The 22,942-nt window shown below is 47.5% G+C and carries 20 protein-coding genes; 6 read left to right on the top strand and 14 right to left on the bottom strand.

The window, feature by feature from the left end:
* Nucleotides 1-42: 42 nt before the first annotated feature.
* The 5 genes from gyrA to dcd form a co-directional block, all read right to left on the bottom strand.
* Complete coding sequence (gyrA, locus tag A1sIA79_RS06745) at nucleotides 43-2,541, bottom strand: DNA gyrase subunit A (protein ID WP_095675415.1); 2,499 nt, start codon at nucleotides 2,539-2,541, stop codon at nucleotides 43-45.
* Nucleotides 2,541-4,520 carry a DNA topoisomerase (ATP-hydrolyzing) subunit B gene (gene gyrB, locus A1sIA79_RS06750; RefSeq protein WP_095675416.1) on the bottom strand — a complete coding sequence of 660 codons (1,980 nt, stop codon included), beginning with the start codon at nucleotides 4,518-4,520 and terminating at the stop codon, nucleotides 2,541-2,543. The genes gyrA and gyrB overlap by 1 nt, the downstream gene beginning before the upstream one ends.
* Before the next feature lie 249 nt (nucleotides 4,521-4,769).
* A complete protein-coding gene (locus A1sIA79_RS06755; RefSeq protein WP_095675417.1) occupies nucleotides 4,770-5,687 on the bottom strand; it encodes a M48 family metallopeptidase in 918 nt (305 codons plus the stop codon).
* An 8-nt stretch (nucleotides 5,688-5,695) separates the two neighbouring features.
* A complete protein-coding gene (locus tag A1sIA79_RS06760; RefSeq protein WP_095675418.1) occupies nucleotides 5,696-6,244 on the bottom strand; it encodes a LemA family protein in 549 nt (182 codons plus the stop codon).
* 58 nt (nucleotides 6,245-6,302) lie between these two features.
* Nucleotides 6,303-6,881, bottom strand: coding sequence for a dCTP deaminase (gene dcd / locus A1sIA79_RS06765; protein ID WP_095675419.1), 579 nt, complete (start codon nucleotides 6,879-6,881; stop codon nucleotides 6,303-6,305).
* Between the two features lie 81 nt (nucleotides 6,882-6,962).
* Between dcd and A1sIA79_RS06770 the strand changes: the two genes are divergently transcribed.
* A complete protein-coding gene (locus tag A1sIA79_RS06770) occupies nucleotides 6,963-8,789 on the top strand; it encodes an acyl-CoA dehydrogenase (protein ID WP_095675420.1) in 1,827 nt (608 codons plus the stop codon).
* A 23-nt stretch (nucleotides 8,790-8,812) separates the two neighbouring features.
* Nucleotides 8,813-9,736, top strand: a complete 924-nt coding sequence (locus A1sIA79_RS06775) for an EamA family transporter (protein WP_095675421.1) — start codon at nucleotides 8,813-8,815, stop codon at nucleotides 9,734-9,736.
* A gap of 12 nt (nucleotides 9,737-9,748) precedes the next feature.
* Here the strand turns inward: A1sIA79_RS06775 and dnaB are convergent, their stop codons facing one another.
* The 8 genes from dnaB to A1sIA79_RS06815 all read right to left on the bottom strand — a co-directional run bounded on the left by dnaB (nucleotide 9,749) and on the right by A1sIA79_RS06815 (nucleotide 16,835).
* A complete protein-coding gene (gene dnaB / locus A1sIA79_RS06780) occupies nucleotides 9,749-11,212 on the bottom strand; it encodes a replicative DNA helicase (protein WP_095675422.1) in 1,464 nt (487 codons plus the stop codon).
* A gap of 267 nt (nucleotides 11,213-11,479) precedes the next feature.
* Nucleotides 11,480-11,926: a 50S ribosomal protein L9 gene (gene rplI, locus A1sIA79_RS06785; RefSeq protein ID WP_095675423.1), complete on the bottom strand. Its 447-nt coding sequence runs from the start codon at nucleotides 11,924-11,926 to the stop codon at nucleotides 11,480-11,482.
* A gap of 14 nt (nucleotides 11,927-11,940) precedes the next feature.
* Complete coding sequence (gene rpsR, locus A1sIA79_RS06790) at nucleotides 11,941-12,228, bottom strand: 30S ribosomal protein S18 (RefSeq protein ID WP_095675424.1); 288 nt, start codon at nucleotides 12,226-12,228, stop codon at nucleotides 11,941-11,943.
* 84 nt (nucleotides 12,229-12,312) lie between these two features.
* Nucleotides 12,313-12,813 carry a single-stranded DNA-binding protein gene (locus A1sIA79_RS06795; protein ID WP_095675425.1) on the bottom strand — a complete coding sequence of 167 codons (501 nt, stop codon included), beginning with the start codon at nucleotides 12,811-12,813 and terminating at the stop codon, nucleotides 12,313-12,315.
* Nucleotides 12,814-12,900: 87 nt separating this feature from the next.
* On the bottom strand, nucleotides 12,901-13,185 hold the full coding sequence (gene rpsF / locus A1sIA79_RS06800; RefSeq protein ID WP_017955646.1) for a 30S ribosomal protein S6: 285 nt from the start codon (nucleotides 13,183-13,185) through the stop codon (nucleotides 12,901-12,903).
* Nucleotides 13,186-13,290: 105 nt separating this feature from the next.
* Nucleotides 13,291-14,478 (bottom strand): mannosyltransferase, encoded by a 1,188-nt coding sequence (locus tag A1sIA79_RS06805; protein WP_095675426.1) that lies wholly within the window; start codon nucleotides 14,476-14,478, stop codon nucleotides 13,291-13,293.
* A 6-nt stretch (nucleotides 14,479-14,484) separates the two neighbouring features.
* Nucleotides 14,485-16,392 carry a transglycosylase domain-containing protein gene (locus A1sIA79_RS06810; protein ID WP_095675427.1) on the bottom strand — a complete coding sequence of 636 codons (1,908 nt, stop codon included), beginning with the start codon at nucleotides 16,390-16,392 and terminating at the stop codon, nucleotides 14,485-14,487.
* A 26-nt stretch (nucleotides 16,393-16,418) separates the two neighbouring features.
* Complete coding sequence (locus A1sIA79_RS06815) at nucleotides 16,419-16,835, bottom strand: DUF5318 family protein (protein WP_190277055.1); 417 nt, start codon at nucleotides 16,833-16,835, stop codon at nucleotides 16,419-16,421.
* Between the two features lie 43 nt (nucleotides 16,836-16,878).
* On the opposite strand from A1sIA79_RS06815, the gene A1sIA79_RS06820 reads away from it, so the two are divergent.
* Nucleotides 16,879-18,156, top strand: a complete 1,278-nt coding sequence (locus A1sIA79_RS06820; RefSeq protein WP_190277056.1) for an MFS transporter — start codon at nucleotides 16,879-16,881, stop codon at nucleotides 18,154-18,156.
* Here the strand turns inward: A1sIA79_RS06820 and A1sIA79_RS06825 are convergent.
* Nucleotides 18,140-19,618 carry a CCA tRNA nucleotidyltransferase gene (locus tag A1sIA79_RS06825; RefSeq protein ID WP_095675429.1) on the bottom strand — a complete coding sequence of 493 codons (1,479 nt, stop codon included), beginning with the start codon at nucleotides 19,616-19,618 and terminating at the stop codon, nucleotides 18,140-18,142. The genes A1sIA79_RS06820 and A1sIA79_RS06825 overlap by 17 nt on opposite strands.
* A 2-nt stretch (nucleotides 19,619-19,620) precedes the next feature.
* On the opposite strand from A1sIA79_RS06825, the gene A1sIA79_RS06830 reads away from it, so the two are divergent.
* Genes A1sIA79_RS06830 through murJ form a run of 3 tightly spaced genes read left to right on the top strand, consistent with a single transcriptional unit; the run spans nucleotide 19,621 to nucleotide 22,939 of the window.
* A complete protein-coding gene (locus A1sIA79_RS06830) occupies nucleotides 19,621-20,217 on the top strand; it encodes an NUDIX hydrolase (RefSeq protein WP_095675430.1) in 597 nt (198 codons plus the stop codon).
* The gene (locus A1sIA79_RS06835; protein ID WP_095675431.1) at nucleotides 20,214-21,308 is read left to right on the top strand and encodes a DUF6049 family protein; all 1,095 of its coding nucleotides are present in this window, start codon (nucleotides 20,214-20,216) and stop codon (nucleotides 21,306-21,308) included. Before A1sIA79_RS06830 ends, A1sIA79_RS06835 begins: the two co-directional genes overlap by 4 nt.
* Nucleotides 21,305-22,939, top strand: coding sequence for a murein biosynthesis integral membrane protein MurJ (gene murJ / locus A1sIA79_RS06840; RefSeq protein WP_095675432.1), 1,635 nt, complete (start codon nucleotides 21,305-21,307; stop codon nucleotides 22,937-22,939). The genes A1sIA79_RS06835 and murJ overlap by 4 nt, the downstream gene beginning before the upstream one ends.
* Nucleotides 22,940-22,942 lie beyond the last annotated feature (3 nt).

The following is a 22,942-nucleotide window of genomic DNA, read 5'->3' on the forward strand; positions in this document are numbered from 1 at the left end:
AAGTAGCCAAAACGGCCCCCATTACTACAGGCGTGAACCCTACTACTTTTGCTCCGAAATCTCATCTTCGCTGTTGCGGGTCACAGATAACAGGGTCACACCAACATCTAAGTTGACCAGACGAACTCCCATTGAATCGCGGCCTGTTTGGCGCACTTCAGCTGCAGGGGTTCGCATGACAGTTCCAGCAGATGTAATCGCGAGGATTTCATCTTTATCTTCTAATACAAGTGCGGATACAAGTGTTCCGCGAGAATCTTCATCGATCTTTGCCGCCTTTATGCCAATGCCACCACGACCTTGTAGTCGATACTCATCGATTGGAGTTTTCTTTCCATAGCCACCATCGGTTGCGGTAAAGACAAATGCACCCTGCGTAGATTGAGAATCAACGCGCGCCATTGTTAAGAGTTCATCACCCACGCGAAATTTCATTCCGATCACACCAGATGTGGAACGTCCCATCGGACGAAGTGAATCATCATCGGTGGTAAAGCGCAGTGACATCGCCTTCTTAGAAACAAGCAAGAGTTCATCGGCATTACGGACAAGAGAAGCTGAAACAACTTCATCCCCAGGCTTTAATGAGATTGCAATGAGGCCACCGGTGCGCGGTGAATCGTATTCAGTCAGTGGGGTCTTCTTCACTAGCCCACCTTTTGTGGCAAGTACTAGGTAAGGAGCTGCGTTGTAATCTTTAAATGAAAGCACTTGTGCAATTTGTTCTTCTGGCTTAAATGCCATCAGATTTGCCACATGTTGTCCGCGGGCATCGCGGCCAGCATCAGGAAGCTCGTGCACCTTCGCCCGATAAACGCGGCCCTGGTTGGTGAAGAACAAGAGCCAATCGTGGGTAGAGGCAACAAAGAAATGATCAACCACATCATCTTGCTTCAGCGCCGCGCCTTTAACGCCGCGACCACCTCTGCGCTGTGATTTATAGAGATCAGCGGTAGTGCGCTTGGAATATCCACCGCGGGTAATAGTTACTACGACATTGTTATCAGGAATGAGATCTTCAGCCGAGAAATCACCTTCACTTGCCACAATTTGAGTACGGCGCTCATCACCGTATTTAGTAATCACTTCAGTGAGCTCGCTCTTAATGATTTCGCGCTGCTTACTTTCCGATGCCAAGATTGCGTTGAGCTCGATGATGTCAGCCATCAGGCCTTCGTATTCATCATTAATCTTCTGACGCTCAAGTGCTGCAATTCGGCGCAACTGCATATCAAGAATTGCATTTGCTTGGATCTCATCGACATCGAGTAACTTCATCAAACCTGTACGCGCTTCTTCGGGAGTCTTTGAGGCACGAATGAGTGCAATCACGGCATCGAGGGCGTCGAGGGCTTTGAGGTATCCCTTAAGAATATGTGCGCGTTTCTCTTTTTCAACCAAGCGGAATTTAGTACGGCGAACAATGACTTCAACTTGATGCTCGATGTAATACTTAATGAATTCATCTAAGCGCAAGGTACGTGGAACACCGTCGACAAGTGCCAACATATTGGCACCGAAAGTATCTTGTAGTTGAGTCTGCTTATATAAATTGTTAAGAATAACCTTTGGAATTGCCGAGCTCTGCAAGACAATAACCAGGCGTTGACCTAGACGTTCGTTTCCTTCATCGCGCACATCTGCGATTCCCTTGATCTTTCCATCTTTAACAAGTTCAGCAATTTTAAGCGCTAAGTTATCTGGGTTCACTTGATAGGGAAGTTCAGTGACAACTAAGCATGTGCGCTTATTAATCTCTTCTACATTTACTACTGCCCGCATAGTCACTGAGCCACGGCCAGTGCGATAGGCATCTTCAATGCCGCCACGGCCAACAATCAGTGCCTTGGTTGGAAAATCTGGGCCTTTCACAACAGTAAGCAAATGATTAAGTAGATCTGGGGCCGGCATATCTGGATGTTCAAGTGCGTAAATGACCGCCTCACCGATTTCGCGAAGATTATGCGGAGGAATATTTGTCGCCATACCCACTGCAATACCGGCAGAGCCGTTAACAAGTAAGTTGGGAAAACGTGCAGGTAATACATCAGGCTCTTGTGATCGTCCGTCGTAGTTGGGTGAGAAGTTGACGGTATCTTCATCGATATCACGCATCATCTCCATGGCAAGAGGTGCCAAGCGAGCTTCGGTGTAACGCATCGCAGCTGCTGGATCGTTACCGGGTGAACCGAAGTTTCCGTTGCCATCTACCAATGGATAACGAAGTGACCATGACTGAGCTAAACGAACAACGGTGTCATAGATAGCGGTGTCACCATGAGGATGGTAATTACCCATGACATCACCGACGATGCGAGAAGATTTGTAATAGCCCTTATCGGGGCGATAACCAGCATCGAACATGGCATAGAGAACGCGGCGGTGAACTGGCTTTAGGCCATCTCGCACATCAGGAAGTGCGCGCCCAACAATGACAGACATGGCGTAGTCGAGATAGCTGCGCGCCATTTCAACTTGTAGGTCTACTTTTTCGATGCGATCGAAAGTTACCTCTTCCGGTGCCATGTCATCAGTTGTCATTAGATATCCAAGAATCTAACGTCTTTAGCATTGCGCTGAATAAAGGCGCGTCGTTGTTCTACATCTTCACCCATCAGAACAGAGAACAAATCATCGGCTGCTGCTGCGTCATCTAGTGTTACCTGAATCAAGACGCGATGCTCTGGGTCCATAGTGGTATCCCACAACTCTTTTGCCGGCATTTCACCTAAACCTTTAAAGCGCTGGATTCCATCTTCTTTCGGAAGACGCTTTCCGGCATCTAGACCAATCTTGATCATGCCATCGCGCTCTCTGTCACTAAATGCATACTCAACCGGGTCTTTACCGCCCCACTTGAGTTTATAAAGTGGAGGTTGGGCAAGATAGACGAAACCGTTTTCAATCAATGGACGCATAAATCTAAATAACAAAGTAAGAAGTAGTGTGCGAATGTGTTGACCATCAACGTCAGCATCAGCCATCAGAATAATCTTGTGATAGCGCAACTTTTCTATATCAAAGTCATCGTGAACTCCGGTACCGAGTGCGGTAATCAGGGATTGCACTTCATTATTTTGTAGCACGCGATCAATACGAGCCTTTTCAACGTTAAGGATCTTGCCGCGAATTGGCAGGACTGCTTGATTTCGTGAATCGCGGCCACCCTTTGTCGAGCCACCAGCAGAGTCACCTTCGACAATGTAGAGCTCGCACTTGGAAGGATCAGTCCACTGGCAATCAGCTAACTTGCCGGGCATTCCACGACCTTCGAGCAAGCCCTTACGGTTACGAGCTAAATCACGTGCTTTACGTGCTGCCACGCGAGCAGAAGCTGCATCGATTGATTTACGAATAATGTCTTTGCCCTCTTGTGGGTTTTGTTCAAACCATTGCGTCAAGTGCTCATTAACTACTTTTTGGGTAAATGATTTCGCGGCAGTGTTACCGAGTTTGGTCTTTGTCTGTCCTTCAAACTGTGGTTCACCCAATTTGATAGAGACAATTGCAGTAAGGCCTTCACGAACATCATCGCCCGTAAGGCGATCTTCTTTCTTGCGAATAAGTCCCTGTTCCTCGGCGAACTTATTAACCACTGAAGTCAGTGCTGTGCGGAAACCTTCTTCGTGGGTTCCACCTTCATGGGTGTGAATAGTGTTGGCAAAGGTATAGACAGACTCGGAAAAGCCGTTATTCCACTGCATTGAAATTTCAAGTGAAAGTTGCGCCTTTTTATCCTCTGACTCAATTGCGATAACGGTCTTATGAAGTTCACCACGTGTGGAGTTAAGGTGTTTTACAAAGTCAGTAATACCACCCTGGTATTGGTAGCGCACCGCAATTTGTTCACCCTTGTCATCGACATGGCCAGGGCGCAAATCTGTCAGAGATAAAATCAGGCCGCGGTTAAGAAATGCCATCTCACGAAAACGAGTAGAGAGAACTTCGAATGAGAAATCTGTTGTTTCAAAGATATCTTCCGATGGCCAGAATTGAATTGTTGTTCCGGTCTCAGTTGTTGCTTCACCTTTAGCAACAGGTGCTTGCGGAACACCGAGTCGGTAATCTTGGCGCCAGGTAAATCCATCGCGTTTTACTTCAGCAGATAGCTTTGTGGAAAGTGCGTTGACAACAGAGGAGCCAACACCGTGCAAGCCGCCAGAGACTGAGTAGCCACCATCGCCAAACTTTCCACCGGCGTGCAAAACGGTGAGAACAACTTCAAGTGCTGGCTTCTTTTCAATCGGGTGGATATCAACCGGGATTCCGCGACCGTTATCGACCACTTGTAGTGACCCATCAGGCATCAAGCTGACTTTAATTTCAGTGCAATAACCTGCGAGCGCTTCATCAACTGCGTTATCGACGATTTCATAGACAAGGTGGTGCAGCCCGCGTTCACCGGTGGAGCCGATATACATTCCGGGGCGCTTTCGAACAGCCTCAAGGCCCTCTAGGACTGTGATCGAGGAGGCGTCGTATCCGCCTGGTTCCTTCTTCACATCACGCTTTTCGCTCAAAGTGGGAACTCCTTGAATTTGCCTTAAATGGGCTATAGAGCGGTGATTCCGCTATAGCAGGGTGAAATCCTATCGTTAAATCAGAAGTCAAATACCGGCGAGAAGCCTTAGGAGTGGGATTTACCGCCCGTTCGGCGCAGGGGTGAGGGTTCCTACTGAATCAACTCACTCTTTGCTAGATATCCACAGAGTTTATCCCCATTGTGGGTGGAGTTACACCAATGTAATTCAGCGCAAAGTTAGAAAATATTAAATCTGTGGACCCAATGATTCCATCGCACGCAGCGTTGCAATGCGCTCTTCGATTGGTGGGTGAGTACTAAAGAGTTTGGAGACTGCTTTTGCATCTAATGGAGATTCGATCCAAATATGTGCAACCGCATTTGATTTCTGGCGCACGACAGTTGAATCAGCAGCTAATACTTCAAGTGCTTTGCGAAGCCCGGCGGGATTGCGCGTAAAGGAGACAGCTGTGGCATCTGCTAGCGCCTCACGCTTACGTGAGATTGCAGATTTCAAGAGCAGCGCTGCAATCGGAGCAAGAATTAAGACAACAAGTGAAAGAACAAGTGCGACTGGATTTTGATTTTGGTTTCCGTCTCTGCGACCGCCACCAAAGAACATGATGCGCATCAGAAAATCACTCAAGATTGCTATTGCTCCGGCAGTAGTTGCTGCAACTGCTGACACTAAGGTGTCACGGTTTGCCACGTGTGACATCTCATGTGCGATGACTCCTTGAAGTTCATCGCGATCCATGACTTCAAGAATCCGTGTAGTAAATGCAATCAGTGCGTGGTCAGGATTACGTCCGGTTGCAAATGCGTTGGGCGCAGAATCTTCTACGATTGCCACTTTAGGCATAGGTAAACCGCTTGCAATCACCACTTCTTCAATCACATTAAAGAGTTCGGGTGCATCTTCTCGGGTAACAACTTTGGCACCTGTCATGGTGAGTACTAATTTATCTGAGCCATAGTAAGAGCCCCACACGCCAATGAGTGATATTCCCACCGCAAACGGAACAATTGTTGAAGCTGTGCCGGCTCCAAAATAAGTTAGTACCGCGTATGCGACCAGCCAGGTGAGAACTCCCATTGCTGCAAGAAGGAAATAGGTCTTTCCTTTATTGGCAGAAGCGAGTGCCCGAAAGTTATTCTCAGCCATAGAACTTGCTAGAACTTAACGCCAGGAACGTTGCGATCTGTTGGATTCTCAACTTCATAGAAGTCACGCGCATCTACCTTGGCAAAGCCGGCAAAGAAGCTGGTGGGGATGGTTTTAACGGCCGTGTTGAGCGAGCGCACAGTGTCATTATAGAACTGGCGGGCAAATGAAACTTTATTCTCAGTTGTTGAAAGTTCTTCTTGAAGTGATAAGAAGTTTGCCGATGCCTTCAGGTCTGGATACGCCTCAGCCACTGCGAGCAAACCTTTGAGTGCATTTGTCAGGGCGCCATCTGCTGCCGCAACGTCAGCAATAGTTGTTGCACTGGTCGCCTTCGCCCGCGCTGTGACAACGGCGTCAAATGTTGATTGTTCGTGGGCTGCATATCCTTTAACAGTCTCCACTAAATTTGGAATCAGATCTGCACGTCGCTTGAGTTGAACCTCAATCTGGGCAAATGCTTCATCGACTGTGATATTCAAGCGAATGAGGCGGTTGTATTGGGCAATAAAGAATAAAACTAAAAGTATGACTGCGCCGATGACTATATATTCCATAATGTATTCAACCTTCTGGTGGGTAGTTGTATTCCCCAGATAATCGGTATCCGAGGCGTTATTTGATCTTGCTCTGGTGAAAATTCATGAAAGAACGGCTCGGGGTTGGCCCGCGCTGTCCTTGGTAACGAGATGCATAAATGGCTGAACCGTATGGGTGTTCAGCAGGGGATGAAAGTCTAATCAGACAGAGCTGACCGATTTTCATGCCTGGGAATAACTTCACCGGCAAGTTAGCAACATTGGAAAGCTCCAGGGTGATGTGTCCAGAAAATCCAGGATCGATAAATCCGGCAGTGGAATGTGTGAGCAGTCCTAGGCGGCCCAATGAAGATTTACCCTCTAGCCGCCCGGCAATGTCATCTGGAAGAGTGATAATTTCATAGGTGCTTGCCAATACGAATTCACCTGGGTGCAAGATAAATGCTTCACCATCATCGGCAACAACTTCGCGCGTGAGCTCTGCCTGCTCGATAGATGGATCGATGACTGAATATTTATGGTTTTCAAAGACGCGAAAGAATTTATCCAGGCGGACATCGACCGAGGATGGCTGGATCATCACCTCTTCAAAAGGCTCAACGGCCACGCGGCCCGCCGTTATTTCGGAGCGAATATCGCGATCACTAAGAAGCACGGCGCGAGCCTACCTTTGCGGGCTTAGAAAAAGGAGTCCGGCGCGCTTGCCTAAGTTACTGGCGGGTAGCATTATTGCGCCATGAGCCATTACACAGCCAATCTGCGCGATATTGAATTCTGCCTCTTTGACCTACTTGGTCGCGAAAAAGTACTGGGTACTTCTATCTACTCTGAACTTGATCGCGATACCGCAATGGGAATGTTAGAAGAGATGAAGCGTTTATGTGAGAACGATTTAGCTGCTTCCTTTGTTGAAGGTGATCGCGTTGGCGCAATTCTGAATAAAGAGACTGGCAATGTAAATCTGCCTGCGAGCTTTATTAAATCTTTTAAGTCATACATTGATGGTGAGTGGTGGCGACTTGATGCACCAGTAGAACTCGGTGGAATGAAAGTTCCGGCATCTATTCGTTGGGCAATTGCTGAAATGGTCCTTGGCTCAAATCCCGCTGTTCACCTCTATGCATCCGGTTATGCCTTTGCCCATGTTGCATTTCTATTAGGCACAGATGTTCAAAAAACAATGGCGAAACATATGGTTGACCGTCACTGGGGCGCGACCATGCAATTGACTGAACCAGATGCTGGTTCAGATGTTGGGGCAGGGCGGACAAAAGCTGTGGAACAAGCAGATGGGACTTGGCACATCACCGGAAATAAGCGATACATCACTTCCGGAGATGCCGACTTCTATGAGAATGTGATGCACTTTGTGCTTGCTCGTCGTGAAGGTGGCGGACCAGGAACAAAAGGTTTATCACTCTTTCTCATTCCTAAATTCATGTTCGATCTTGAAACAGGCGAACTAGGAAAACGCAATGGCGTATATGTCACAGCCCTAGAAAGTAAAATGGGCCTTAATGTTTCTGCTACCTGCGAAGTAAATCTTGGTGAGAAAGAACCTGCGGTTGGCTATTTACTCGGTGATGTCCATCAAGGAATCTTCCAGATGTTTAAAATTATTGAATTCGCTCGCATGATGGTGGGAACTAAGGCGATTGCAACGTTATCTGCCGGCTACCTGCAAGCACTCTCCTATGCCAAAGTCCGCGTGCAAGGTGGCGATATGAAGGTGATGAACGATAAAGCAAGCCCGCGTGTGACAATCATTAAGCATCCAGATGTGCGTCGCTCGTTGATGGTGCAGAAGGCTTACTCCGAAGGCATGCGCGCACTTGTGCTCTATACCGCCTCAATTCAAGATGAGATCGAATTGGCTCGAGCAGCCGGGGAGGAAGAGAAGCTGGAGAAGATGGAACGTCTGAACGATCTCCTGCTTCCGGTTGTTAAAGGTTTCGGTTCTGAAAAATCATGGACACTTCTTGGAACTGAATCGCTACAAACATTTGGTGGAGCCGGATTTACCCAAGATTGGCCACTAGAACAGTATGTGCGCGATGCCAAGATTGATACTTTGTATGAAGGCACAACAGCAATTCAAGGTTTGGACTTCTTCTTCCGCAAAGTTGTAAAAGATGGTGGCCGCGCACTTGGTCTACTCGGAAAAGAGATTCAAGCATTTGCCGAAAGTGGAGGAGCACATGCTGCTGAGAAGCAAGCTCTCCTTAAAGCACTGGCTGATCTCAATGGAATTATCGGCGTGCTTGTTGGCCATGCGATGGCATCGCAAGAGAAGTCAGATGAAATTTACAAGGTGGGCCTGAGCACCTCACGTGCTTTGATGGCAGTAGGTGATGTCATTATTACTTGGCTTCTTCTTCGCCAGGCAGATATCGCAGAGGCGAAGTTAGCTGCCGGTGCTGGCAAAGATACTGATTTCTACACCGGCAAAATTGCATCGGCAAAGTTCTTTGTTGCAACAGTTCTTCCGCATATCACTGCAGATCGCAAGATTGTGGAAGCAACTGATTCAACGATTATGGAGATCCCGGAGTCCGCTTTTTAGTCCTTGTACGATAACCTTTCCTGGTGCTCTCAAAACATCGTGGTGAGTTTTTTCTTGTTTTAGGAGCTTTCTTCTTCGCATTAAGCGGAATCGTGGTTACGGTTGTACTAGAGCATTTGCCGGCATTTCGCTTAGCTGAGTTCCGTTCTGTGACGGCTGTGCTCATTCTTGGAACACTGGTCGTACTCACTCGCCCTGAAATCATAAAGATGGTGCGCGCTGAAATACCTAAATTAGGCTTATACGGTGTCATCGGTTTTGCGATGGTTAATTTTGGATACCTACTTGGCATCCAACGTGGAGTACCACTAGCTCTTGTTTTAATCATCGAGTTCACCGCTTCAATCTGGATCGCCTTATGGATTAAGTTTGTCCGTAAGTCTTTCGTTGCGCGCCAAATGTGGATAGCTATCGCCTTCTCAATTTTCGGTTTGGTCTTGGTTGCCAAGGCGTGGGATGGCTTCGCTTTCGACTTGATTGGTATCGGTGGCGCTGTGATGAGCGCCTTCGCGCTAGCTGCGTACTTCTTAATGAGTGAGAAAATTGGAAAGAAACGCGAACCGATTGCCCTACTTATCTTTGGTATGGGATTTGCATCAATCTTTTGGCTTGTAGTTCTTCCACCTTGGACCTTTCCTTTTGAAGTATTTACAATGAAGATGGACCTGGGTGGCATTGCTGCTGGCACATTAGTTCCTGGTTGGGTGATGATGGCAGCAGCTGCAATCATTGGAACCGTAGTTCCTTATCTCTGTGTACTTACCGGCATGCGACTTCTTACCGCATCAACAAGTAGCGTCATTGGGATGCTTGAACCAGTTCTCGCTGGAGCTTTTGCTTGGTTCTGGTTTGGTCAGAGTTGGGATTTCATACAACTCATTGGCGCAGCAACTGTGCTCTTTGGAATCTACTTAGCAGATCGCGCTAAGAACGTAACGCAAAAATAAATTAAAGTTGAACTACTCGTTCCAACCACCGTCACCTGGCGCTGTCGGTTGAATATCATTTGTTGTAGCAGTTGATTGCGTGAAGTCGCGGCCAGAACCAACATTCGGTGCCATATCAAAGAAGCGTGCAAAGTGAAGCTGGGCAGAGACGGTAATGGTGCGAGTTGGTCCGTTACGGTGCTTAGCAACGATGAAGTCTGCTTCACCTGATCGGTTCTGTGAGTCATACATATCATCGCGGTGGAGCAAGATAACAACGTCGGCATCTTGTTCAATAGAACCAGATTCACGAAGGTCTGAGAGCATTGGGCGCTTATCTGTACGTTGTTCCGGGCCACGGTTGAGCTGTGAGATTGCAATAACTGGAACATCTAGTTCTTTTGCCATCAACTTTAATTGACGCGAAAATTCAGATACTTCTTGCTGGCGGTTCTCCACCTTTTTACCTGATGTCATCAGCTGCAGGTAATCAATCACAACAAGCTTGAGATTGTGACGTTGCTTTAAGCGGCGTGCTTTTGCTCGAATCTCCATCATGGAAAGGTTGGCAGAATCATCAATAAATAACGGTGCATCTGAGATCTCGCCCATACGGCGAGCAAGCTTTGACCATTCGTCATCGCTGAGTTGACCGGAACGAATGCTATTAAGTCCCACGCGCGCTTCGGCAGAGAGCATGCGCATTGTGATTTCAGATTTCGACATTTCAAGAGAGAAAATGACAGCTGTTTGGTTATCGTGGATTGCGGCGTGACGGGCAATATCAAGACCGAGTGTTGATTTACCGACGGCAGGACGAGCCGCAAGAATGATCATGTTTCCAGGATGGAAACCGTGTGTGAGTTGATCTAGATCGCGGAAACCAGATTTAACACCTTCAGCGCCAACACCTTTTGAGATAGCTTCAATCTCATCGAGTGCTTGCGGCAATAAAGTATTGAGTTGCACATAATCTTCAGAAGAGCGTCGTTCTGTGACTGCATAGACCTCTGCTTGCGCAGCATCTACTGCGTCATCTACTTCGCCATTTTGATCATAGCCAAGTTGCACAATCTTTGTTCCTGCCTCCACAAGCCTGCGCATGATTGCATGTTCAAGCACAATCTTTGCGTAGTAGCCGGCGTTAGCAGCGGTTGGCACAGAAGAGATAAGTGTGTGTAAGTAAGGTGCACCACCTGCACGCGCAATATCGCCACGCTTTGTGAGTTCTGCCGCAACGGTAATTGCATCGGCTGGTTCACCACGTCCGTAGAGATCTAGAATTGCATCGTAGATAAGTTCGTGTGCTGGTCTATAGAAATCACGTTCACGTAGGACTTCAACAACATCTGCAATCGCATCTTTTGATAACAGCATTCCACCGAGAACTGATTGTTCTGCTTGAAGATCTTGTGGTGGTGTGCGCTCAAACTCAGCCCCAACAGTGTTGTACTGCCCGTTACGTTGGGAGTTATTGGGTAGTTCTGCGATGCTCACGAGGCGTACCTTCCTCTAGAGCACTGACAAATGCGAAGCACCCTGGGGGTAAAGGTGTGGATAAGGGACACTTCTATGTGTAAAAGGGTGTGGAGAAGGTGTGTGTAACTCCCGCCTAACGGTGGATAGCCTCCCAATTGAGCGTGGAAAGGTGGGGAGAAAAGTAAATTAGGAGTTCTCATCTGGTGAGATTTCACCTGAGATTGAAAATGGCAATAAGAAAGCCCGCCTCAGATAGCGACGGGCTTTCTTATAACTGAAGATTTATTAAGCAGAAACTACAGTCAAGTTAACAGTTGCAACGATGTTGTGTGCAAGTGAGACCTTAACGGCGTGTGTGCCTGTCTTCTTGATGTGACCAGTTGTCTTGAGGTTATGGCGATCGATATCAACGGATGTTGCTGATTTGATTGCAGCAGCAATGTCTTTATCTGTGACAGAACCGAAGAGGCGACCAGCTGTACCGGTCTTGACCTTTACGGTCACTGTTGCCTTCTCAAGTGTTGCCTTGATCTCTTTAGCGTGATCGAGATCGCGGACTTCGCGGGCAGCACGTGCACGACGGATTCCTTCGATCTGCTTCTCGCCACCAAGTGACCAGACGATTGCAACGCCACGTGGCAACAAGAAGTTGCGTGCGTAGCCATCTTTAACAGTGACAACATCGCCAGCGTTTCCGACCTTATTTACTTCACGAGTAAGGATGAGTTTCATAGTTCTTAGCTCCCTTATCGCGCTGAAGATGTGTAAGGCAGTAGCGCTACTTCACGGCTGTTCTTGACAGCTGTTGCTACTGAACGTTGGTGTTGTGTGCAAGCACCTGTTACTCGGCGAGCGCGAATCTTGCCGCGATCTGAGATGTACTTGCGAAGGGTCGCAATATCTTTGTAATCGATATATGTGACCTTGTCACGACAGAAGCTGCAAGGCTTCTTCTTGAACTTCTTATTAAGAGCCGCTGCTTTAGCGCCCTTATTCTTCGGCTCGCGTAGAGCCTTGTTATTTCTTGCTCCCATTGTGGTGCTCCTTTTCGGGCCCTTCCAAGTAGTTTCGCAACTTGCTTAGAAGGAATGGATTGTCGGTTGTTTAACTTCTTCTATTTAAAAGGGTGGTTCGTCGGTTGTAGATGTTCCCCATCCACCACCGGCTGGTGAAGTCGTTGCGGCAGCCCATGGATCGTCGTTGAAGGATTCGGCTGCAGCAGGTGCTGCACTTGCTCCAGTTCCACCTGCACGCGAAGCTCGTGTGACCTTCGCTGTTGCATTGCGGAGTGATGGACCTACTTCATCAACTTCTACCTCAAAGACTGTGCGCTTTTCGCCTTCTTTTGTTTCATATGAACGTTGCTTGAGTCTGCCAGAGAGAATGACGCGCATTCCCTTTGTCAGTGACTCTGCAACATTTTCTGCAGCTTGACGCCAGATTTGGCATTGAAGGAAGAGGCTCTCGCCATCTTTCCATTCATTTGTAGCCTTATCTAGATAACGAGGTGTTGAGGCAACACGAAATTTCGCTACCGCTGCACCACTAGGTGTGAAACGTAGCTCCGGATCGTCAACGAGGTTGCCGATCATTGTGATTGTTGTATCTCCTGCTGCCATTTTTTCCTCTTATCTACTCGTGGAGTCCGTGCTGATAAATTACCCGTAATAGGTGACAACTACCGCGCGAAACGCGGCAGCTGTTGATTACTCGGGGCGTATTACCTTTGTGCGCAAGACAGATTCGTTCAGGTTCAGCTGACGATCTAACTCTTTGATTGCCGCAGGCTCGCAGTGCATATCTACAACTGCGTAAATGCCTTCTGGCTTCTTATTGATTTCAAATGACATACGGCGTTTGCCCCAAACATCGAGCTTGTCGACGCGGCCTCCGCTGTCTTTGATGATCTTGAGATATGTCTCAAGTGATGGTGTGACTGTACGTTCTTCGAGTTCTGGATCGAGAATGACCATTAATTCATAGTGACGCATGCGTTAACCCGACCTCCTTTGGACTAAGACGGCCACGGCATTTCCGTGACAGGAGGGTTAATACTCCTGAAGAACACGCTCCGAAGGATTGTGTAATTCAGGACGCTAAGGGTAACTCTCGCCTGTTGATAAGAGAAATTCGCTCGGAAATACGCGGGATTTTTGATGGCGGGCGGCTAGGCGGGCCAGCAGGAGAATCGAGGCGGCGATGCGGACCAGGGTAATGACTGAATATGCCACAACCGGCAGACCGAATTTCGCACCAGTAACAGAGGCAAGGTGTTGCCAGATTGCGAAGTGATAAAGAAGTTCACACCCTTGCCAGAAGAAGAACACGGCCAAATCTTTTTTATCGATAAGTGCAATGACTGCAAGGGGTGTTAACCAGAGAACGTATTGCGGTGAATAGACCTTGCTCACCGCCATCACGATGATGAAGATAAAGATCGCTGTGTGGGCAAGGGTGGGTGGTTTAGTGAGTTGGAGTAAATAGATGATGAGTGCGGTAATTCCGATGAGTAAGCAGAGAACAGATAAATAATTTTGGTGGGTGAGGTTGAGACCTAAGTTAGAGAGGGCATACCAAATCGAACCCCAGTCAGATCCGCGGTTGAGATTAAGTGAATAAAAGCGCCACCACCCTTGTGGTGTTGTGAGAAATACCGGTGCGTTGATTGCAATGAATGTCGCCGCAGTGATCAGGAAATATCGCGCAAACTTTGCAATCTTTTCTCGGCGAAAGAAAATCAGTGCGATGGGGATGAGTAAGAAGATGGGGAGAAACTTTGTTGAGATAGAAATTCCAAGAAGTATCGCACTTGGTATCTCTAACTTCTTATCGAAGAAATATATCGCAGCTAACATCGTTGCTATCGCCCAGAGATCCCAGTTGATATAGAGCGAGGCCACTGCAGCCGGTGCCAGTGGTAGTAAGTATGCAAATTCGGGTTTGATCTTAAATGTGATAAAAGAAATGAAGAGAAAGAGCAGCGCTAAGAGAAGTATGTTGATGTGGAAGTAATTAGTTACTCCTTGCGGAATAAGCTTTGCGGTAACCCACATGATTGCGCCCTGAACAACGGGGTATTCAACAGCGTTCTCGGCACTGGAATAAGCCCATCTGCCTTGATCTAATTCACGTTCGCCATACAGGGCTGGAATATCTGAATAGCATGCATGAACATACTGTCCTGGTGATTGCCAGCCTTCGGCGCTGCAGTGATTGAACTTGGCAAAACTTACTAGCGAAGAAAGAACTGCAAGAAGTAGAACGACGCGAATTCCAACGCGCATCAGGTATTACTTCTTTCTTGTTTGAACGCCACCACTTGTCATCACGACAGGTTCAAGGCCGCCAATATTTGCAGGTGCTGGAAAACTCATGATGGGCTCATCTTTCAAAGCGCCCTTCATAAAATAGGTCCAGATTCTTGCCGGGAATGTTCCACCTGTCACAGATGTGAGGCCGCCAATTCCATTAAGTGATTCAGATGCGCTATCGCGAAAGAGGGCAACGGAAGCCGCTAGTTGTGGTGTGTATGCGCTAAACCACGCTGACGCATTTGATTGCGATGTTCCAGTTTTTCCGGCAGCCGGGCGACCCAAAGCAAGGGCTGCCGATCCGGTTCCGCCATTGACCACACTCTTAAGTGCGTAGGTGAGATCTGCCATCACCTCTTTGGTAAATACTTCTTGTGTCTGTGCCTTGCCTTGATAGAGCAAACCTTTATTTGAGCCCGTTACAGATGCCACCATGTAAGGCTTTGAATACACACCTTGGGCAGCAAATGTTGCATAGGAGTTTGCTACATCGATCACATGCGGGCTTGCAACACCTAAGGCAACAGATGGAGTTGCAATCATCGCAACATTTTCTGGAATTCCAGCACGTCTTGCTGCATCAACAACTTTATCCATGCCAGCTTTCATACCAAGAGGTACAAATACAGTGTTGATGGAGTGTTGGGTTGCGGTGAGCAGATCTACCTGACCCCACCCTTCATCGCCGTAATTCGATACCTCATATGGTCTTCCTAAGTCATCAAAAGTTTGTGGTGAGTCACCATTCCACATCGATGTCATCGGAATTCCAGCCTCTAAGCTGGCAATGAGGGCAAAGGGCTTAAAGGTAGAGCCGGCTAGGGCAATGGACTGGGTGGCATCGTTTAGTTGTCGAACTACATAATCTTTTCCACCATACATCGCAATGACTTCGCCAGTGCCGGGGCGAATGGCAACAAGTGCGGTGTGCAGGTTTTCCGGAGCGTCAGCAGGTGTGAATTTATTTACCGCATCAACTGCAGCTTGTTGTGCGCGTTGATCGAGCGTTGTCTTAATGACATAACCGCCAACAAGTAGCTGGTCTTGAGTAAATCCGAGTTTGCTGAGCTCTTTCTGTACCGCATCAATGATGTAACCCTTAGGACCGCTTAATTGTCCAGATGTTGTACGTGGTGCCACTCGCGGGAACTTGGCATCCTTTGCCTCGGCTTCAGTAATCCACTTCTGGTCGAGCATTCCTTGAATGACATAAGCAAATCTATTTTCAAGTCGGACTGCGTTCTCTTTAGAGAGCGAAGGATCGTAATAACCTGGAGCTCGCAAGATACTTGCGATGACTGCAGATTGTGAAATGCTGAGTTGATGAGCGTTGCGATTGAAGTATTGCTGAGCCGCAGTCTGCACACCATATGAACCGCGACCAAAATAAATGGTGTTGAGATAGTTCTCTAAAATCTGATCTTTCGAGAGCGCATTTTCTAACTTAAGTGAGATAACAAGTTCTTTTATTTTTCTTTGGATTGTGCGACTTGGAGATAAAAATGCGGTCTTTGCATATTGCTGTGTGATTGTTGAGCCACCTTCTCCGGTGAGATCTCCTGATCTGAGGTTATTGAGAAGTGCTCGTGCGATGCCGGTGGGACTAAAGGCGCGATTGGCATAAAAGTTGCGATCTTCTGCCGCCATCACTGCATAACGCAGACGAAGGGGAATTTTTGCAAGCGGCAAAATTTGTCTGTTCTGAGTTCCAACGCGACCAATTTCAGAACCATTTGAATATTGGATGACGGTGGATTGACTATTTACATAGGCGTTGGGGTCCGGGATTGAAACGGTAAACCAGGCAAATGCGAAGAGGGTTGCACCCGCAATAAAACCAAAGCCCGCCAGGAAGATTCCGGCTCGGATCAATTTGGTTTTAATCATTTGGCTAGATTACTGGGTAAATATGTCTACTTCAGTGAAGCGAAGTCTTCATCCTCGAGTGTGCGCTGGCGACGTGGAACTTTACGCTCGCGGCCATCGCCTAATAAGTATGTAGAGCACAAGTGATTCCAGGAACATTCACGACAGACCTCAACGACATACACAGAGAACTCTCCGAATTCTTTCTCCATCTCTGCAAGTTCAGCTCCATTTTTTATACGACCAGAGAATTGCCCCAGTTGATCCCCGAATGTGTAACGCAGTTCTACTAGCCCATCTTTCTTACACACTGGGCATTTGCGCTCAGTTTTCTCACCGTGATATTTAGCTGCTCGCATCAGATATGGGTCAGCATCACACGCATCGACAACACCACGAAAGAGAGCGAGCAGGGTTGCACGCTTATCAAGTGAATAATCGATGAACCCTCGTCGAGTCTGCATAATAGGAGAAGAATAAACCCCTTTACCTAACTACGCTTCTCCTATGACTTTGTGGCAATTGCTCAGAGATCGGAAACTCTTTCGCTTGCTGCGAATCCGTTGGTCTGGGCAGATTACCGATGGAATTTTCCAAAGCGCGCTTGCCTCTTTTATTCTCTTTTCTCCTGAACGTCAGGCGAGTGCGGTGAATGCGGCGGTGGCATTTGCCGTTGTGCTTCTACCGTATTCCGTCGTGGGTCCATTTGTTGGAACGCTACTCGATAGATTCTCTCGACAACGAGCGATATTTTTCGCTAACCTCACTAGGTCGCTCACACTTGTCGTTATCGCACTCTTAATCTTTAATGAAAGAACTGGGCTAGAAATTACTGTGTTTGTTTTGGTTGCATTTGGCGTCAATAGATTAATTCTTGCCGGGCTATCTGCCGGAATTCCACTGATGACAACACCAAAAGAACTTATCTCAGCAAATGCGTTAGCTGTCACCGGTGGTTCTGTCTGGGTTGTTCTTGGCGGCGGAATTGGTTTAGGCATTCGCCAATTACTTGATCTTTCCGGGAGCGCCGATAACGCAGACGCGGTACTGATACTTGCAGCTTCTCTCGGGTATCTGATTGCTGCACTGCTCACATCTTTGTTGGGAAAGACTGAAATTGGCCCGCGCCCACATGAAATTGTTAAGGGAAGTTTTACCCAAGGTCTCATTGAAATGCGTGAAGGTTTTCAATTCCTACAAGTACACGCCGATGCTGCTCGCGGAATTGCAGCAACGGCAATTCATCGCGGAGGTCTCACCGCCCTTACACTGACAGCGCTTTTACTAGAAAGAAATACTTTTAATGATCCGGCCGACAGTGAGGCTGGTCTTACCGGATTAAGTGTGACCTTATCTATTGCAGCTACCGGCTTTGTTATTGGGGCACTTGCCGCTCCTTACGGCGTGCGAAAAGTTGGACGACACCGTTGGATTCGCTTATCAATCTTTGCGGCAAGTTTTGGTTCGCTCTTACTTGTTATAGATCGCACCCCAATTCTGCTTGGGGCTACCGCATTTTTTGCTGCCATGTGTGGTCAGAGTGTGAAAGTAACAAATGATGCCCTGGTGCAATCAAAGATCGATGATTACTTCCGTGGTCGAGTCTTTTCGGTCTATGACGTCGTTGTTAATTCAGCAATTGTTACTGGCGCCCTCTTTGCCGCCTGGATCTTGCCCATCAGCGGTGACTCATGGTTGTTGCCACTTATCGTTTCAATCTCCTGGGTACTTGTTGCCACAGTATTGCTACGCCCAGAAAAATTCTTTCTTAAGGATGACGCCTAGCTTTCCACCACTGTAATAACTCTTGCGTCGCACGTTCTTCACCCAGCGGACCATGTTCCATGCGTAGCTCCATCAGGAAATCAAGGGCCTTGCCAACATCAGCTGAAGGTTTGAGATCAAGTAGTTGCATTACTTGGGCGCCATCTAAATCTGGGCGAATCTTTGATAACTCTTCTTCCTCTTCCAGTTTTGCAATGCGTGCCTCAAGGCCGTCATATGTTCGAGCTAGTCGTTCTGCCTTCTTTGCATTACGAGTAGTGCAATCGGCGCGAGTTAATACATGTAAATGTGTGAGTAATTCACCAGCATCGCGCACGTAACGGCGCACCGCAGAGTCAGTCCATTCGCCATCGCCATAACCGTGAAAGCGCAGATGCAAAGCGGTGAGGGTTTCAACGGCGTCGACTGTCTCATTATCAAAGCGGAGCGCCTTCATGCGCGCCTTTGCTAGCCGGGCTCCAACTACTTCATGGTGATGAAATGAAACTCCGCCGCCTTCAATAAGGTTGCGAGTTTTTGGTTTTCCAATGTCGTGCAAAAGCGCTGCTAGGCGAATGACAAGGTTAGGGCCGCCTAGTCTGTCTTCTTGCGCAATTGCTTGCTCTAGCACGGTAATGGAATGTTCATACACATCTTTATGGTGATGATGCTCATCAATTTCCAGACGCAGCTTTGGAATCTCTGGCAGGACAAGATCAGCAAGACCGGTATCTACCAAAATGGTAATTCCAAGTCGTGGGTTTTCTGACATCAGCATTTTTATAAACTCATCGCGCACCCGCTCAGCCGAAATAATCGAGATGCGAGAAGCCATCGCTGTCATTGCTGCAGTGACTTCTGGATCAATTGCAAAGTTAAGTTGACTTGCAAAACGAGCAGCACGCATCATGCGAAGTGGATCATCAGAAAATGATTGTTCGGCACTTGCTGGTGTTCTTAATACTTTCTTCGCTAAATCTTCCAGCCCACCAAATGGATCGATAAATTCTGGTTCGCCTCCTGTGAGCTCTAGCGCCATCGAGTTAACGGTGAAATCTCGTCTGGAGAGATCTCCTTCAATGTTGTCACCAAATTCAACATCTGGATTACGAGAATTCTCTTCGTATTTCTCTAATCGATACGTAGTTACTTCAACAGTGACATCACCGAGTTTGGCTGCAACTGTGCCAAAGAGAATTCCGGTATCCCAAATATTATCTGCCCATGCTTTAAGTATTTTCTTTGTCTCATGTGGGTGCGCATCTGTTGTGAAATCTAAATCATTTCCAAGTCGACCCAAGATTGCATCGCGCACAGGGCCACCCACGAGTGCAAGGCGAAAACCACTGGCGGTGAAAGCTTGGGCAAGTGATGATGCCGCTGGCGCGTTTGCGATGAGGGAGCGGATAGCCAACTCGGCGGCTGCCCCAAAATTGCTCTTCTCTGCGCTCACAATAGATAAGCGTAGTCGCGTACTCTTCATCTATGACCCCGGCACCTGGTGCGGGCAGCGAAGGTACGAAGAAAAAGCGTAGGCGCAAGCGCCCAGCTCATCGCTCCCCACAATCTCAAGATGTAACGACCCCCACCGCCCCTAATGCAGAGCGCGCAAAAAAAGCACCGGCAAAAGTTGTTTATGCCAAACGAGTAGATGAAGTCAGCGCCGGTGGACTTGTCGTTGATGCCAGCGGAAAACTTGGCCTGCTTATCGGCCGTCGCGATCTTAAAGATACGACCGGCAAGAGAATTCTCTGGTCACTGCCTAAGGGACATATTGAAGAGGGTGAAACTCCGGAAGAAGCGGCCTTGCGCGAAGTGCAAGAGGAGACCGGCATCGTCTCTGTTATTGAAAAATCTTTAGGTGTAATCGATTTCTGGTTTATGGCAGGTGGGAAGAGAATTCATAAAACTGTTCATCATTATTTATTCCGAGAAAATGGTGGGGTACTGGCGGCGCAAGAGAGTGAAGTAGATGAGGTTGCATGGTTCCCGCTTGCTGAAATCGTGGAACGCCTTGCTTATCCTGACGAAAAGAAATTAATCGCGCGAACAAATGCGGCGCAAGAAATGTCTGCGCTATGAAGAAGGTAGCAATAGTTCTGTTGGCACTCATTGCCCTTGGTGTGACACCTGCAGATGCTGCAACTCCAGTTGTAAGAATTACTGATAAACCTCATAAAGATTTCGAGGGTAAATTTCGCAATAATGAATTAGCAACGTTGATCACACCCGAAGGTAAGTTGGGTAAAATTGTCTTTAACCCCGCAAACTCGCGAAAAACGTGGGTGATAGACCCAGCTCTTATTGATGAAATCGCAGATATGGCAGATGGTTATTCGATTGCGGGCGAAGAAGATAAAGCAGGGCAGTTAGCTGCACAGAGTTGGTTATTTGCCTTGAAGTTTACGACGCTAAAAAATTCAGTTATCGCACTGCCGTATGGCAACCCAGATCAATCTCTTGCAAAGCGATTAGCGCCAAGTGAGCTACGTTTCTACTCGCTATTTGGAAAGCAGCAGTTAGAACTTCAATTAGGTCGTCCTGTTATTGCCGAAAATGGGTGGAGCAAAGGGGCATCGCGCCTTAGTTCTCCATTTAGGGCCCTGTATACAGAGAACCGCAGGATGCTCACTGGACTTTCTACAATCTCAACCGCCCCTGAGATCACAGCTCTTCGGGCGCGACTTGGCACGGTAATGAATCCAGTACTTGATGAGAGTGAACGCGTCTTTTTCTCTTACTCAGCAACGCGTGCGGTTCAGGCGATGACTGCCAAGCTGCGCGTGATTCCAGGTCGATATCAACTCACTTCTACTACCGCCAAACTGCCGGTGACTTTGGTAAATAGTTTTGACACACCAACTGTTGTAAATCTTTCTCTTATTCCACTGAACTCACGTATCACAATTGAGAATGTAAATAACATCCAGTTAGCTGCAAAATCGCGGCAGCAATTAACTCTGGAAGTAAATGTCATTGCTCCGGGCTCCGTCCTTGTGAATGCCCAATTTATGAATAGTGAAGGGCAGTTAGTGGGTGAGCAATCTGAGCTAGCCTTGAGCGCAACGATCATAGATTCTCGTGTTGCGTGGTTTACAACGGCTGCTGCAGTTCTATTGTTCTTAGGTGCAATTACGCAATCTGTTCGAAGAGTACGAAAGAGTCGTAAATGAAAAATAACGAACTCTTTCGCGCCTCTGGAATCATGGCGATAGGAACAATACTTTCCCGAATTACCGGTTTTGTTCGCGCGCTGCTTGCTGTCGCCGTGCTTGGTACCGCACTTTTAGCTGACACCTTTAACGTTGCAAATACCATGCCTAATATTTTGTATAACTTACTTGTTGGTGGTGCGCTCACCGCGATCTTTGTTCCTCAACTAGTGAGATCTTTTGAAGATCACGATGGTGGCCATGGTTTTGCTTCCAGGCTTGTCACAACTATTTCTCTTATTCTCCTTGTACTTGTTGCAGTGGGAGTAATTTTTGCGCCCGCACTTGTTCGTTTATATGCACCTGAATTTTCAACTCCTGGTTTTGAAACTGAGCAAGAGATTGCAGTTGCCTTTACTCGTTATTGTTTGCCGCAAATCTTCTTCCTTGGTCTCTTTACGATGCTCGGTCAGGTTGCAAACGCCCGTGGCTCTTTTGCGCCACTAATGTGGGCGCCGATTGCAAATAACCTGGTTGTGATTGTTGTTTTTGCCGCCGTTCTCATCACTGAGCGCTCACTAGCACTGGGCACAATTACAGATCTGCAAGTGCAGATTCTGGGTTGGGGCACGACGCTGGGTGTTGTTGTGCAAGCACTTATTTTGATTCCAGTAGTCAAGCGCTCTGGAATTCATATCCGCCCCATGTTTGGTCTTGGCGGGCTCGGTAAATCTTTCGGTCTAGCCGGGTGGACCTTGATCTACGTGCTTATCTCTCAACTTGGTTACTTAGTCACAGTCAATGTTGCGACAAGTGCCGCGGTGCGAAGTGCCCAAGCTGGAATAACAACAGGTGTTGGTTTTACTCCATTTACTAGCGCTTACTACATCATGCTCTTGCCATATTCGATCGTCACAATTTCAATTGTCACAGCGCTACTTCCTCATTTATCACGGCTTGCCATAGCTAAAGATGTGGAAGAGGTGCGCAAACAACTCACTCGTGCAATTCGAATGGTCGCTGTTGTTACCGTGCCTAGCGCTGTTGCGCTACTTCTCTTCGGCCCACTCATGACCCAATCTCTCTATCTAGGAATTTCCTTAGAGGATGCTCGCTATATTGGTTTTGTGCTCTCGGCTTTAAGTATCGGCCTTGTAGCTTTTTCAATCAACTTAATTTTGATTCGTGGTTTTAATGCATTTGAAGATACTAAAACGCAGGTTTTATCTATCTTGATTATCAACATCATCTCTGTTGCTTTATCTTATGTATTTCTGGAAACCTTGGATAGTTATTGGGTGACAGTGGGACTCGGTTTAGCGTTTTCAGTCAGTTACATCGTTGGGCTTTTTATTACTATCTCTTTATTGAAAAAACATATCGGGCGGCTACAAGTCGGTGATTTCGCCGCTCAACATGGGCTTCTGTTAATTGCATCCTTTGTGGGAATGCTTCCATTTTTTGCAATCGCTTTCTATTTCGATTGGGCTTATGACGATGCCTCCCTTGCCCTTCGTGCTATTCGTTTGATATTCATTCTTGCGGGAAGTGGTATTGCCTATCTCTTTATTGCCAGAGCTCTGAAAGTGAGTGAAGTCTCAGGGCTTAGAGGGTTCGTCGCCGCTACCCTGCGCCGGCGTCGCGATAAGTAATTC

It is taken from the genome of Candidatus Planktophila versatilis (assembly GCF_002288105.1).
GTDB lineage: Bacteria > Actinomycetota > Actinomycetes > Nanopelagicales > Nanopelagicaceae > Planktophila > Planktophila versatilis.